The 13511-nt window shown below is 74.2% G+C and carries 12 protein-coding genes and 1 pseudogene; 12 read left to right on the forward strand and 1 reads right to left on the reverse strand.

The features are described from left to right. The 9 genes and pseudogenes from carB to ACFVVU_RS31305 form a co-directional block, all read left to right on the forward strand. Positions 1 to 672 (forward strand): annotated as a pseudogene (gene carB, locus ACFVVU_RS31265) (carbamoyl phosphate synthase large subunit); the annotation flags it as partial. Between the two features lie 66 nt (positions 673 to 738). Continuing rightward, positions 739 to 1851: a quinone-dependent dihydroorotate dehydrogenase gene (locus tag ACFVVU_RS31270; protein ID WP_380688885.1), complete on the forward strand. Its 1113-nt coding sequence runs from the start codon at positions 739 to 741 to the stop codon at positions 1849 to 1851. 31 nt (positions 1852 to 1882) lie between these two features. Further along, on the forward strand, positions 1883 to 2716 hold the full coding sequence (gene pyrF / locus ACFVVU_RS31275) for an orotidine-5'-phosphate decarboxylase (protein WP_376094343.1): 834 nt from the start codon (positions 1883 to 1885) through the stop codon (positions 2714 to 2716). 371 nt (positions 2717 to 3087) lie between these two features. Next, complete coding sequence (gene mihF / locus ACFVVU_RS31280; protein ID WP_030056187.1) at positions 3088 to 3414, forward strand: integration host factor, actinobacterial type; 327 nt, start codon at positions 3088 to 3090, stop codon at positions 3412 to 3414. Between the two features lie 48 nt (positions 3415 to 3462). Continuing rightward, entirely contained in the window at positions 3463 to 4020 is a 558-nt protein-coding gene (gene gmk, locus ACFVVU_RS31285) for a guanylate kinase (RefSeq protein WP_380688882.1), read from the forward strand. Positions 4021 to 4056: 36 nt separating this feature from the next. Continuing rightward, on the forward strand, positions 4057 to 4323 hold the full coding sequence (gene rpoZ / locus ACFVVU_RS31290; RefSeq protein WP_030056185.1) for a DNA-directed RNA polymerase subunit omega: 267 nt from the start codon (positions 4057 to 4059) through the stop codon (positions 4321 to 4323). A gap of 178 nt (positions 4324 to 4501) precedes the next feature. Next, positions 4502 to 5737, forward strand: a complete 1236-nt coding sequence (coaBC, locus tag ACFVVU_RS31295) for a bifunctional phosphopantothenoylcysteine decarboxylase/phosphopantothenate--cysteine ligase CoaBC (protein ID WP_387793564.1) — start codon at positions 4502 to 4504, stop codon at positions 5735 to 5737. Positions 5738 to 5889: 152 nt separating this feature from the next. After that, on the forward strand, positions 5890 to 7113 hold the full coding sequence (metK, locus tag ACFVVU_RS31300; protein ID WP_380689803.1) for a methionine adenosyltransferase: 1224 nt from the start codon (positions 5890 to 5892) through the stop codon (positions 7111 to 7113). 113 nt (positions 7114 to 7226) lie between these two features. Then, positions 7227 to 9317, forward strand: a complete 2091-nt coding sequence (locus ACFVVU_RS31305; protein ID WP_387793565.1) for a primosomal protein N' — start codon at positions 7227 to 7229, stop codon at positions 9315 to 9317. A 157-nt stretch (positions 9318 to 9474) separates the two neighbouring features. On the opposite strand, the gene ACFVVU_RS31310 is transcribed toward ACFVVU_RS31305, so the two are convergent. Then, positions 9475 to 10152: a hypothetical protein gene (locus tag ACFVVU_RS31310; RefSeq protein WP_387793566.1), complete on the reverse strand. Its 678-nt coding sequence runs from the start codon at positions 10150 to 10152 to the stop codon at positions 9475 to 9477. 278 nt (positions 10153 to 10430) lie between these two features. Here ACFVVU_RS31310 and def point away from each other — a divergent pair, with 278 nt between their 5' ends. The 3 genes from def to ACFVVU_RS31325 all read left to right on the forward strand — a co-directional run bounded on the left by def (position 10431) and on the right by ACFVVU_RS31325 (position 13499). Then, positions 10431 to 10976 carry a peptide deformylase gene (gene def / locus ACFVVU_RS31315; RefSeq protein WP_380687718.1) on the forward strand — a complete coding sequence of 182 codons (546 nt, stop codon included), beginning with the start codon at positions 10431 to 10433 and terminating at the stop codon, positions 10974 to 10976. A 49-nt stretch (positions 10977 to 11025) separates the two neighbouring features. Then, positions 11026 to 11967: a methionyl-tRNA formyltransferase gene (gene fmt, locus ACFVVU_RS31320; protein ID WP_380687720.1), complete on the forward strand. Its 942-nt coding sequence runs from the start codon at positions 11026 to 11028 to the stop codon at positions 11965 to 11967. A gap of 68 nt (positions 11968 to 12035) precedes the next feature. Further along, positions 12036 to 13499, forward strand: coding sequence for an RsmB/NOP family class I SAM-dependent RNA methyltransferase (locus ACFVVU_RS31325; RefSeq protein ID WP_380687722.1), 1464 nt, complete (start codon positions 12036 to 12038; stop codon positions 13497 to 13499). The last annotated feature ends 12 nt before the right edge of the window (positions 13500 to 13511 follow it).

The following is a 13511-nucleotide window of genomic DNA, read 5'->3' on the forward strand; positions in this document are numbered from 1 at the left end:
CGCGCGGAGGGCATGCTGCCGGCGGACGGTGACGGTGGCACGTTGCCGGCCGACGCGCCGATCGCGGTCAAGGAGGCCGTGATGCCGTGGAGCCGCTTCCGTGACGTCCACGGCCGCGGGGTGGACACCGTGCTCGGCCCGGAGATGCGCTCCACCGGCGAGGTCATGGGCCTGGACCGGGTCTTCGGCACCGCCTACGCCAAGTCCCAGAGCGGCGCGTACGGCGCGCTGCCGACCAAGGGCAAGGTCTTCGTCTCGGTCGCCAACCGCGACAAGCGCAACCTGGTCTTCCCGGCCCGGGCGCTGGTCAACCTCGGCTTCGAGCTGCTGGCCACCGCCGGCACCGCCGAGGTCCTGCAGCGCGGCGGCATCCCGGCCACCGTGGTGCGCAAGCACAGCGAGGGCGAGGGCCCCAACGGCGAGAAGACCATCGTCCAGCTGATCCACGACGGCGAGGTCGACCTCATCATCAACACGCCGTACGGCACCGGTGGCCGTCTCGACGGCTACGAGATCCGCACCGCCGCCGTCGCCCGCGCGGTGCCCTGCCTGACCACGGTCCAGGCCATGGGCGCCGCCGTCCAGGGCATCGACCGGCTGCTGCGCGACGAGGTCGGTGTCATGTCGCTCCAGGAGCACGCCGAGCTGATCAACGCCGGCCGCGCCAAGTAGCACCACTCCAGTGGGGGGCACCAGTACCGCCGGGTGCCCCCCACTTCCATGCCCTGGGAGGACTTTGTGTACAAGCTGCTGTTCGACCTCGTCTTCAAGAAGATGGACCCCGAGAAGGCCCACCACCTGGCCTTCTTCTGGATCCGGCTGGCCTCCTCGGTGCCGGGCCTGCGCGGCCTGGTCCGGCTGGTGCTCGCCCCCCGCGACCGGGCGCTGCGCACCGAGGCCCTCGGCCTGGCGCTGCCCGGACCGTTCGGCCTGGCGGCCGGCTTCGACAAGAACGGCGTCGGCATCGACGGCCTGTCGATGCTCGGCTTCGACTACGTCGAGATCGGCACCGTGACCGGCGAGGCGCAGCCGGGCAACCCGCAGCCGCGGCTCTTCCGGCTGGTCGAGGACCGTGCCCTGATCAACCGGATGGGCTTCAACAACCAGGGCTCGGCCCGGGTCGCCGCCCGCCTCGCCGCCCGCCCGCACACCAGCTCCACGCCGGTGGTGGGCGTCAACATCGGCAAGACCAAGGTGGTCGAGGAGGCCGACGCGGTCGCCGACTACGTGAAGTCCACCGAGCGCCTCGCGCGCTACGCGGACTACCTGGTGGTCAACGTCAGCTCGCCGAACACCCCGGGGCTGCGCAACCTGCAGGCCGTCGAGCACCTGCGCCCGCTGCTGAGCGCCGTGCGCGAGGCCGCCGACCGGACCACCCCGCACCACGTGCCGCTGCTGGTCAAGATCGCCCCCGACCTGGCCGACGAGGACATCGACGAGGTCGCCGACCTGGCCCTGGAGCTGGGCCTGGACGGCATCATCGCCACCAACACCACGATCGGCCGCGAGGGCCTGCGCTGCGACGCCGCCCGGGTGAAGGAGATCGGCATGGGCGGCCTGTCCGGCGCCCCGCTCAAGGAGCGCGCGCTGGAGGTCCTCCAGCGGCTGCGCGCCCGCACCGAGGGCCGGCTGGTGCTGGTCTCGGTCGGCGGCATCGAGACCGCCGAGGACGCCTGGCAGCGGATCGTCCACGGCGCCGACCTGGTCCAGGGCTACAGCGCCTTCATCTACGAGGGTCCGTTCTGGTGCCGGCGCGTCCACAAGGGCCTGTCCGCGCGCCTGCGGGCCGGTGGCTTCCGCAGCCTGGCCGCGGCCGTCGGCAGCGCGGTGGACGCGCGCAAGGCCGCCTGAAACCCCTCCTCACGCTCCCCGGAAGGACGTCATGACCCTCGCCCCCTTCGGCACCCGCCTGCGCCACGCCCTCGACACCCGCGGGCAGCTCTGCGTCGGCATCGACCCGCACGCCTCCCTGCTCGCCGCCTGGGGCCTGGAGGACACCGTCGCGGGCCTGGAGACCTTCAGCCGCACCGTCGTCGAGGCGCTGGCCGGCCGGGTGGCCGTGCTCAAGCCGCAGGCCGCGTTCTTCGAGCGCTTCGGCTCCCGGGGCGTCGCCGTCCTGGAGAAGTCCGTCGAGGAGGCCAGGGCGGCCGGCGCGCTCGTCCTGATGGACGCCAAGCGCGGCGACATCGGCTCCACCATGGCCGCCTACGCCGAGGCCTTCCTGTCGCCCGGCAGCCCGCTGTTCTCGGACGCCGTCACGGTCAGCCCCTACCTGGGCTTCGGCTCGCTGCGCCCGGCGCTGGACCTCGCGACGGCCAACGGCGCGGGCGTCTTCGCGCTGGCGCTCACCTCCAACCCGGAGGGCGCCGAGGTGCAGCGCGCCGTCGGCGCGGACGGCGAGCCGGTGGCGGCCGCGGTGCTGCGCCAGCTGGCCGCCGAGAACGCCGGGGCCGAGCCGCTGGGCTCCTTCGGCGCGGTGGTCGGGGCGACGCTCGCGGACGCGGGTGTGGACCTGGCGATCAACGGCCCGCTGCTCGCCCCCGGGATCGGCGCCCAGGGCGCGACCATGGCGGACCTGCCGCGGGTCTTCGGCGCCTCGGTGCGCAACGTGGTGCCGAGCGTCAGCCGGGACGTGCTGAAGCACGGCCCCTCGGTGGAGGCGCTGCGCTCGGCCGCCGACCGTTTTGTCCAGGAGTACGCGGACGCGGTCAAGTAGCGGACGAGAAGGAGGGGTTCGCTCCTGGCGAACGCTGCGCGGCGCCGCGCTGACGGGCTGCGACGGTCCACGGGGGCGGCGGCTTGACGTGAGCGCCGTCACACCGGTGCCGCCAAAGGTTCGCAATCACGGTCATTTTGCCCGGGAAAGTCCTGGTCGGCCTTGGCTGACCAGGACTTTTCGTGTTCTTTTCCTGACGTGGCGCCGCAATCCGGGTAGTGTCCGGCGATAGGTCACCGAGGAGCCGCGAAACCCGCTGCTCCCGCAGGTCAGGGGCGGCGAGTTCGCTCTCCCGGCCGGCGTCGACCGGTGCCCTGGGAAGCACAACAGTCAGAGTTCAATCCCTTCCATCCACACCTGAGGTGAACGGCGTGGCTCTTCCGCCCCTTACCCCTGAACAGCGCACCGCCGCGCTCGCGAAGGCCGCCGAGGCTCGCCGGGAGCGCGCCGAGGTCAAGAACCGGCTCAAGCACTCCGGCGCCTCCCTGCACGAGGTGATCAAGGCCGGCAAGGCCGACAACGACGTGATCGGCAAGATGAAGGTCTCCGCCCTGCTGGAGTCCCTTCCGGGTGTCGGCAAGGTTCGGGCCAAGCAGATCATGGAGCGGCTCGGCATCTCCGAGAGCCGCCGGGTCCGCGGTCTCGGCACGAACCAGATCGCCTCCCTGGAGCGGGAGTTCGGCGGCGGTGCCGCCTGACCGTGCCCCGTGGTCCCGGCATCGTCCGCGATCCGGGATAATCGGTGCATGAGTGAGCGTCCGCGGCTGACCGTGCTCTCCGGCCCCTCGGGGGTCGGCAAGAGCACGGTCGTCGCTCATATGAGGAAGCAGTACCCCGAAGTCTGGCTCTCGGTGTCGGCGACGACCCGCCACCCGAGGCCGGGCGAGCAGGACGGGGTCCAGTACCACTTCGTCGACAACGACGAGTTCGACAAGCTGATCGCCAACGGCGAGCTGCTGGAGTGGGCCGTGTTCGCGGGCAACCGCTACGGCACCCCCCGCGCGGCTGTCCTGGAGAAGCTGGAGCGCGGCGAACCCGTGCTGCTGGAGATCGACCTGCAGGGCGCCCGCCAGGTGCGCGAGTCCATGCCCGAGGCGCAGCTGGTCTTCCTGGCCCCGCCGAGCTGGGACGAGCTGGTCCGCCGGCTCACCGGCCGGGGGACCGAGCCGCAGGACGTGATCGAGAAGCGGCTGGAGGCCGCGAAGGTCGAGCTGGCGGCCGAGCCGGAGTTCGACACGACCCTGGTCAACACCTCCGTCGAGCAGGTGGCGAGCGAACTGCTAGCCTTGCTCGGTGTAGGCTGACCTGTTGTCTTTTCCACCCTTTCGGAAGGTTTTCGCGTGTCCTCTTCCATGACCGCGCCCGAGGGCATCATCAACCCGCCGATCGACGAGCTGCTTGAGGCCACCGACTCCAAGTACAGCCTGGTCATCTACGCGGCCAAGCGTGCGCGCCAGATCAACGCGTACTACTCCCAGCTCGGCGAGGGCCTGCTGGAGTACGTCGGCCCGCTGGTCGACACCCACGTGCACGAGAAGCCGCTGTCGATCGCGCTGCGCGAGATCAACGCCGGCATGCTGACCGCCGAGGCGGTCGAGGCCGCCTGAGGCGGACCCACCTTCGTGCGAAGGGCCCGTCGGAGTCCGCTCCGACGGGCCCTTCGGCGTTCCCGGGGCGCTCCGGCCGGGGGGCGGGGGGTGTGGGGGGTGCCACAGTGCGGGTGATCGCCGGCGCGCCGTAGGGTTGGCTGGCATCTGCGGAGCGCCACGAGGAGAGCTGGGGAACATGAGCGGTGGCACGGAGCGGACGGACGCACCGCGCGTCGTCCTCGGCGTCAGCGGCGGCATCGCCGCGTACAAGGCGTGCGAGCTGCTGCGGCGGTTCACCGAGTCCGGCCACCGGGTGACCGTGGTGCCCACCGCGGCGGCGCTGCACTTCGTCGGCGAGGCCACCTGGGCCGCCCTGTCCGGCCGCCCGGCCGCCACCGAGACCTGGGACAGCGTGCACGAGGTGCCGCACGTGCGGATCGGGCAGAACGCCGACCTGGTGGTGGTCGCCCCGGCCACCGCCGACCTCATGGCCAAGGCCGCCCACGGGCTCGCCGACGACCTGCTGACCAACACCCTGCTCACCGCGCGCTGCCCGGTCGTCCTGGCGCCCGCGATGCACACCGAGATGTGGGAGCACCCGGCGACCCGGGAGAACGTCGCCACGCTGCGCCGCCGGGGCGTCATCGTGCTGGAGCCCGCCAGCGGGCGGCTGACCGGCAAGGACACCGGCAAGGGCCGGCTGCCCGAGCCGTCCGCGATCTTCGACGCCTGCCGCGCGGTGCTGCGCTACGGCGGCGGGCGCTCCGACCTGGCCGGCCGGCACGTGGTGGTCTCGGCCGGCGGCACCCGCGAGCCGCTGGACCCGGTCCGCTACCTCGGCAACCGCTCCTCCGGCAAGCAGGGCTACGCGCTGGCGGCGACCGCGGCGGCCCGCGGCGCCCGTGTGACGTTGATCTCGGCCAATGCCGAGCTGCCCGATCCGGCCGGGGTGGACGTGGTCCGGGTGGCGACCGCGCTGGAGCTGCGGGACGCCGCGCTGAAGGCGGCGCAGGAGGCGGACGCCGTGGTCATGGCCGCTGCGGTGGCCGACTTCCGGCCCGCGGTCTACGCCGCCGGCAAGATCAAGAAGGTCGAGGGCGTCGAGCCGGCGCCGGTCGAGCTCGTCCGCAACCCCGACGTGCTGGCGGAGCTCTCCGCCCACCGCACCCGTTCGGGCCAACTGGTCGTGGGTTTCGCGGCGGAGACCGACGACGTGCTCGCCAACGGCCGCGCCAAGCTCGCGCGCAAGGGCTGCGACCTGCTGGTCGTCAACGAGGTCGGCGGCGGCAAGGCCTTCGGCCAGGACGTCAACGAGGCCGTGGTGCTGGGCATCGACGGCAGTGAGACGCCCGTCCCGGTGGGTCCGAAGGAGGCGCTCGCGGACGTCGTGTGGGACCTGGTCGTGGAACGGCTCGATCCCTTCGCCGGCTGATCTCGCAGAGTGGGCGGACGGTCTCCAATTGCGGAATCGCGTGACGTTCCTCGATAGCTGACCGTTACACTCCAGGAATCAAGTCTTTCCGGAAGCCCCCGGATCCGTCCGGGGTCTTTCAGTCAGCAGCCGCTGCAACCCCAGGGAGCGCTGTGTCTCGCCGCCTGTTCACCTCGGAGTCCGTCACCGAGGGCCACCCCGACAAGATCGCTGACCAGATCAGCGACACCATCCTTGACGCGCTCCTCCGCGAGGACCCGGCCTCCCGGGTCGCGGTGGAGACGCTCATCACCACCGGCCAGGTGCACGTGGCCGGCGAGGTGACCACCAAGGCGTACGCGCCGATCGCCCAGCTCGTCCGGGACAAGATCCTGGAAATCGGTTACGACAGCTCCAAGAAGGGCTTCGACGGCGCCTCCTGCGGCGTGTCGGTCTCGATCGGTGCCCAGTCGCCCGACATCGCCCAGGGCGTCGACACCGCGTACGAGGCCCGGGTCGAGGGTGCCACCCAGCGGGACGACGCAGACGACCTGGACAAGCAGGGTGCCGGCGACCAGGGCCTGATGTTCGGCTACGCGTCCGACGAGACGCCCGAGCTGATGCCGCTGCCGATCACCCTGGCCCACCGCCTCTCGCGCCGCCTCACCGAGGTCCGCAAGAACGGCACCATCCCGTACCTGCGCCCCGACGGCAAGACCCAGGTCACCATCGAGTACGACGGCGACAAGGCCGTCCGCCTGGACACCGTGGTCGTCTCCACCCAGCACGCCAGTGACATCGACCTGGAGTCGCTGCTGACCCCGGACGTCCGCGAGTTCGTCGTGGAGCCGGAGCTGAAGGCGCTGGCCGACCAGGGCATCAAGCTCGTCACCGAGGGCTACCGCCTGCTGGTCAACCCGACCGGCCGCTTCGAGATCGGCGGCCCGATGGGCGACGCCGGCCTCACCGGCCGCAAGATCATCATCGACACCTACGGCGGCATGGCCCGCCACGGCGGCGGCGCCTTCTCCGGCAAGGACCCGTCCAAGGTGGACCGCTCGGCCGCGTACGCGATGCGCTGGGTGGCGAAGAACATCGTCGCCGCCGGCCTCGCCCGCCGCGCCGAGGTGCAGGTCGCGTACGCGATCGGCAAGGCCGAGCCGGTCGGCCTGTTCGTGGAGACCTTCGGCACCGAGACCGTGCCGGTCCTCACCATCCAGAAGGCCGTCAGCGACGTCTTCGACCTGCGTCCGGCCGCGATCATCCGCGACCTGGACCTGCTGCGCCCGATCTACTCGCAGACCGCCGCGTACGGCCACTTCGGCCGTGAGCTGCCGGACTTCACCTGGGAGCGGACCGACCGCGTGGAGCAGCTGAAGAAGGCCGTCGAGGCCTGATCGGCGGATCCGATCGGTTGATCTGATCGTTAAACGGCAGGTGGTGGCCGCCCGGAGCGCCGGGCGGCCACCACCTGCCGTTTTGTCGGTGGGACCTGGTACTACTTGGGGCGATGAGCAGCAGCACGCAGGGCAGTGACGAGGGCGGGGCGCCGGAGCAGCTGGCGTTCATCCGGGAGACGGTCCGCCGGGCCAAGCCGCGCACCTGGCGCGGTGCCAAGCGGGCCGAGCACCTGCCGGTGGCCCGGGTGGTCGTCGACAAGGGCGTGCTCACCATCGACAAGTTCTTCGACTACGAGGTGCCCGCAGCGATGGCCGAGGACGCCCGGCCCGGCGTACGGGTCCGGGTGCGCTTCGGCGCGCGGGTGGTCAAGGGCCAGCGCGAGGGCGGGGAACTGCACGACGGCTTCATCGTCGCCCGGCTGGAGAAGAGCGACTTCCCCGGACCGCTCGCCCCGCTCGCCCAGGTCCTCTCGCCCGAGCCGGTGCTCACCCCGCAGCTGCTGCGGCTGTGCCGCACCGTCGCCGACCGGTACGCGGGCACCCTGGCCGACGTCCTGCAGCTGGCGGTGCCGCCCCGGCACGCCAAGGCGGAGGCCGAACCCTCGCCGCCGCCCCGCCCGCGCCCGGCCGCGCCCGTGCCCGGCGGCTGGTCCCGCTACCCGGCCGGCCCGGACTTCCTCGCCTCGCTGGCCGGCGGCGGCGCGCCCCGGGCGGTCTGGACGGCGCTGCCCGGCCCCGGCTGGCCGTACGAGATCGCCCGCGCCGTCGCCGCCACCCTGGCGGGCGGGCGCGGCGCCCTGGTGGTGCTGCCGGACGGCCGTTCGGTGGCCCGGGTCGACCGGGCGCTGAGCGAGCTGCTCGGTGAGGGCCTGCACACCGTGCTGGCGGCCGACCTCGGCCCGCGCGAGCGCTACCGGCGGTGGCTGCAGGTCAGCCGCGGCTCGGTGCACGCCGCCGTCGGCACCCGGGCGGCGATGTTCGCGCCGGTGCACGACCTCGGTCTGGTGGTGGTCTGGTCCGACGGCGACTCCAGCCACAGCGACCCGCGCAACCCGCATCCGCACGTGCGGGAGGTCGCCCTGCTGCGCGCTGCCGAGGAGGGTGCCGCCGTCCTGCTCGGTGGGCACGCCGTCACCGTGGAGGGCGCCCAGCTGGTGCGCACCGGGTGGGCGCGGTCGCTCACCGCCGACCGGGAGACGGTGCGCCGCACCGCGCCGCGGGTGCGCACGGTCACCGACCTGGACCAGCACCGGGACGCCGCCGCGCAGGCAGCCCGGCTGCCCTCGGTCGCCTGGGAGACGGCCCGCGAGGGGCTGGCGGCCGGAGGGCCGGTGCTCATCCAGGTGCCCCGGCGCGGCTACGTCCCCCGGCTGGCCTGCGGGCGCTGCCGCACCCCCGCCCGCTGCCGGCGCTGCGAGGGCCCGCTGGAGGCGGCCGGGGCGGACGCGCCGCTGCGCTGCCAGTGGTGCGGCGAGGAGGAGCGGGACTGGCACTGCCCGGAGTGCGGCTCGTTCCGGCTGCGGGCGCAGGTGATCGGGGCCCGCCGGACGGCCGAGGAGCTGGGCAAGGCGTTCCCGCGCGTCCCGGTGCGCACCTCGGGGCGGGACGCGGTGCTGCCGACCGTGCCGGACGAGCCCGCGCTGGTGATCTCCACGCCCGGCGCCGAGCCGGTCGTCGAGGGCGGCGGCGGGTACGCGGCGGCGCTGCTGCTGGACGGCTGGGCCCTGCTGAGCCGGCCCGACCTGCGGGCCGGGGAGGAGACGCTGCGGCTCTGGCTGGCCGCCGCCGCGCTGGTGCGGCCGGCCACCGAGGGCGGGACGGTGGTGGTGGTCGCCGAGCCGACGGCGCGGCCGGTGCAGGCGCTGGTGCGCTGGGACCCGCTCGGGCACGCCGGGCTGGAGCTGGACGAGCGGTCCCAGCTGCACTTCCCGCCGGTCGCGCGGATGGCCTCGGTGACCGGCAGCCCGGCGGCGGTGGAGGACCTGCTGAACCTGGTCCGGCTGCCGACGGAGGCGGACGTGCTCGGGCCGGTGCCGGTGGCGGCGCTGCGGGGGGAGGAGCAGGAGCGCGCGCTGCTGCGGGTGCCGCCCGGGCAGGGGGCGGCGCTGGCGGCGGCGCTGAAGGCGGCGCAGATCGCGCGGATCGCGCTGCGGACGCCGGAGGCGGTCAAGGTGCGGATCGATCCGACGGACATCGGCTGACGGGCGTCGGCTGACGGGCGTCGGGTGGCGGGCGTCGGGCGTCGGGTGGCGGGGCCGAGTCCTGGCCCGGGGGACGGGGTTCGGCGGGTGGCGGACCGGACGTCGGGTGAGGGGCGCGGGGTCCGTGCCCGCGGTCCTCACCCGGCGTCCGGGGGCGTCAGCCGCGCAGCGGGACGCCGGGGCGGTCCAGCGCGGGGCGGTCGATGGGGCCGCGGTCGATGGCGCCGCGATCGATCGTGCCGCGGTCGAGGCTGGTGCGGTCGAGACCGCCCTGGCGGGCGGCCGGGACGGTCGCGGCCAGTCCGGTGGGCGAGGGGGAGCGGTCGCGCTCCGGCGGGTGGACCGGGGCGTGGGCGGCCGCCGGGGTGTGGGCCGGCGCGTGGGCGGTCGCCGGGGTGTGGCCGGCCGGGTGGCCGGGCAGTTCCTCGGAGCGGTCCGGCCGGCCCTGGCCCGGCACGGCGCCGCCCGCCGCCAGCAGTTCACTGGTCGGCCGGCGCATCCCGTAGCGCCGGTGCACCGCCTGCTTGGTGACCCCGAGGGCCGAGCCCACCGAGTCCCAGGAGAAGCCCAGCGCGCGGTCGAACTCGACGGCCGCCGCCACCAGCGTCTCCACGCTCTCCCGCAGTTCCTGCGCCAGGCGCACCGTCGGCGCCGGGGCCCGCCCGTACACCACGAAGCCCGCCGAGGTGCTCGGGCGGCGCGGCCGGTAGACATTGCCCAACTGGGCGGTGAGCGTCCGCAGGGCGTCGACCTGTCGCCTCACCCGCTCGATGTCCCGCACCAGCAGGTGCAGGCTCGCCCGCGCCCGGGCGTCGTGGTTGATCTGCTCGGCCATGGCCTACGTGCCACCTTCCGTACGGTTCGGCTCGGCCGGAGCGCCCTTCCCGCGCGCTCCGGCCACGGTCAATCCCACTTGACCAACGCCGGACCGCCCGCCGGGGTCACGCAGCCGGGGCGAGCGGGATGTGCCGGATCCCGCTCGGGGCGGATTGCATAGACTGGCCGACGGCCGTGTGCACGCCGCTCGGCCCGCCCGCTGCCAGCAGCCCGCACCGCACCCGAACCCCGCACCCGGACCTCGCTCCGGACCTCGACGGACAGGAGCCCGCATCCGTGGCGATCCAGCCGATCCGCATCTTCGGAGACCCCGTCCTGCGCGCCACCGCCCGGCCCGTCACCACCTTCGACAAGGAGCTCCGCACCCTTGTCAAGGACCTCACCGACACCATGCTCGACGCCCCCGGCGCCGGCCTGGCCGCGCCCCAACTCGGCATCTCCCTGCGGGTGTTCACCTATCACGTGGACGGCGTCACCGGGCACCTGATCAATCCCGACCTGTCGCTCAGCGAGGAGGAGCAGGAGGGCCCCGAGGGCTGCCTCTCGCTGCCCGGCCTGCGCTACGACACCCGGCGCGCGCACGGCGTCGTCGCCAGGGGCTTCAACATGTACGGCGACCCGGTGACCATCGAGGGCACCCAGCTGCTCGCCCGCTGCATACAGCACGAGACCGACCACCTCGACGGCATCATCTTCATCGACCGCCTGGACACCGAGCAGCGCAAGGCCGCGCTCAAGGCGATCCGTGAGGCGGAGTGGGGCTCCGGCCCCGCGCCGGTGGTCAAGGTCTCCCCGCACGTCACCTTCGGCGCGGCGCGCTGACGCCCGCCGCTTCGAACCACGTCAACTCCGCACTGCAGAAAGGCACTTGATGCGCCTCGTATTCGCCGGTACCCCCGAGGTCGCCGTTCCCGCCCTGGATGCGCTGCTCGCCTCCGACCGGCACGAGGTCGTCGCGGTGGTCACCCGCCCCGACGCCCCCGCGGGCCGCGGCCGCAAGCTCGTCGCCAGCCCGGTCGCCCAGCGCGCCGAGGAGGCCGGGATCGAGGTCCTCAAGCCGGCGAAGCCGAGCGACCCGGACTTCGTCGCCCGGCTCACCGAGCTCGCCCCCGACTGCTGCCCGGTCGTCGCCTACGGCGCCCTGCTGCGCCCCGGCACCCTGGAGATCCCCGCGCACGGCTGGGTCAACCTGCACTTCTCGCTGCTCCCCGCCTGGCGCGGCGCCGCCCCCGTCCAGCACGCGGTGCTGGCCGGCGACGAGGTCACCGGCGCGTCCACCTTCCTGATCGAGCAGGGCCTGGACTCCGGGCCGGTCTTCGGCGTGCTCACCGAGGAGGTCCGCCCCGCCGACACCAGCGGCGAGCTGCTGGAGCGGCTCGCCCACTCCGGCGCCCGGCTGCTCGCCGCCACCATGGACGGCATCGCCGACGGCACCCTGCACGCCGTCCCGCAGCCGGCCGAGGGCGTCACCCTCGCCCCCAAGATCACCGTCGAGGACGCCCGGATCGACTGGACCGCGCCCGCGCTGCGGGTGGACCGGGTGGTGCGCGGCTGCGCCCCCGCCCCCGGCGCCTGGACGGAGTTCCGCGGTGAGCGGCTCAAGGTCACCGGCCCGGTGCGGCTGCTGCCGGACGCCGCGGACCTCGCACCGGGCGAGCTGGCCGTCGGCAAGAACAGCGTCCGGGTCGGCACCGGCAGTCACGAGGTCGAGCTCGGCGAGGTCCGCCCGCAGGGCAAGAAGGCCATGAGGGCGGCCGACTGGGCGCGCGGCGCGCGCATCGAGTCCGGCGAGCGGTTCGGCGCGGGCGGCTGAGTCCGGCTTTCCGCGTTACTGTTCGAGAGATCCCGTCATAACCCCCGCAGCACTTTGAGGCACATCCCATGAGCACGACCGGCAGTACCAACGGCACCTCCGGCGCGTCCGCCGGCAAGCGCGCCCCGCGCCCGCACCGGCGCCCGAAGAAGGACCCGGCGCGCATCGTCGCCTTCCGCGCCCTGCGTGCCGTCGACGAGCGCGACGCGTACGCCAACCTCATCCTCCCCTCGCTGCTCCGCGAGGCCGAGCAGAAGGGCATGGAGCGGCGCGACGCGGCCCTCGCCACCGAGCTGGTCTACGGCACCCTCCGGCTCCAGGGCACCTACGACGCGATCATCGCCGCGTGCATCGACCGCCCGCTGAGCAAGGTCGACCCGCCGGTGCTCGACGTGCTCTCGCTCGGCGCCCACCAGCTGCTCACCACCCGCATCCCCAGCCACGCGGCCGTCTCGGCCACCGTCGAGCTTGCCCGCGTGGTGCTCGGCGACGGCAAGGCCAAGTTCGTCAACGCCGTGCTGCGCCGGATCAGCGCCCACGACATGGACGCCTGGATCGAGCGGGTCGCCCCGCCCTACGACCAGGACGCCGAGGACCACCTCGCCGTCGTGCACTCCCACCCGCGCTGGGTGGTCGCCGCGCTGTGGGACTCGCTCGGCCGCTGGCAGCCGGACGCCTCCGGGCGCGGCGCCGTGGAGGAGCTGCTGCGCGCCGACAACGAGCGCCCCGAGGTCACCCTGGTGGCCCGCCCCGGCCGGGCCACCGTCGGCGAACTGGCCGACGTGCTGCCCGAGGCCGAGCCGGGCCGCTGGTCCCCGTACGCGCTGCGGCTCGCCGAGGGCGGCGACCCGGGCTCGCTCACGGCGGTGCGGGAGAACCGGGCCGGCGTCCAGGACGAGGGCAGCCAGCTGGTCGCCCTCGCGCTCGCCGCCGCGCCGCTGGACGGCCCGGACCGGCTCTGGCTGGACGGCTGCGCAGGCCCCGGCGGCAAGGCCGCGCTGCTCGGCGCGCTGGCCGCCGAGCGCGGCGCGGCGCTGGTCGCCAGCGAGAAGCAGCCGCACCGGGCCCGGCTGGTCGCCCGGGCGCTGGAAGGCAACCCCGGCCCGTACACCGTGATCGCCGCCGACGGCACCCACCCGGCCTGGCGCTCCGGCGGCTTCGACCGGGTCCTGGTCGACGTCCCGTGTTCCGGTCTCGGCGCCCTGCGCCGGCGCCCTGAGGCCCGCTGGCGCCGGCGGCCGCAGGACGTCGCCGCGTTCGGCCCGCTCCAGCGCGACCTGCTGCGCTCGGCCGTCGAGGCCACCCGGATCGGCGGCGTGGTCGGCTACGCCACCTGCTCCCCGCACCTCGCGGAGACCCGCGCGGTGGTGGACGACGTGCTGCGCACCGAGGGCGCCCGGCTCGAGTGGATCGACGCCCGGCCGCTGCTCCCCGGCGTCCCGGCGCTCGGCGACGGCCCGGACGTCCAGCTCTGGCCGCACCTGCACGGCACGGACGCGATGTACCTGGCGCTGCTGCGCCGTACGGCGTAGCGGTCGCGGTTC

Origin of the sequence: Kitasatospora sp. NPDC057965, from assembly GCF_042887135.1 — a bacterium.
Taxonomy (GTDB): domain Bacteria; phylum Actinomycetota; class Actinomycetes; order Streptomycetales; family Streptomycetaceae; genus Kitasatospora.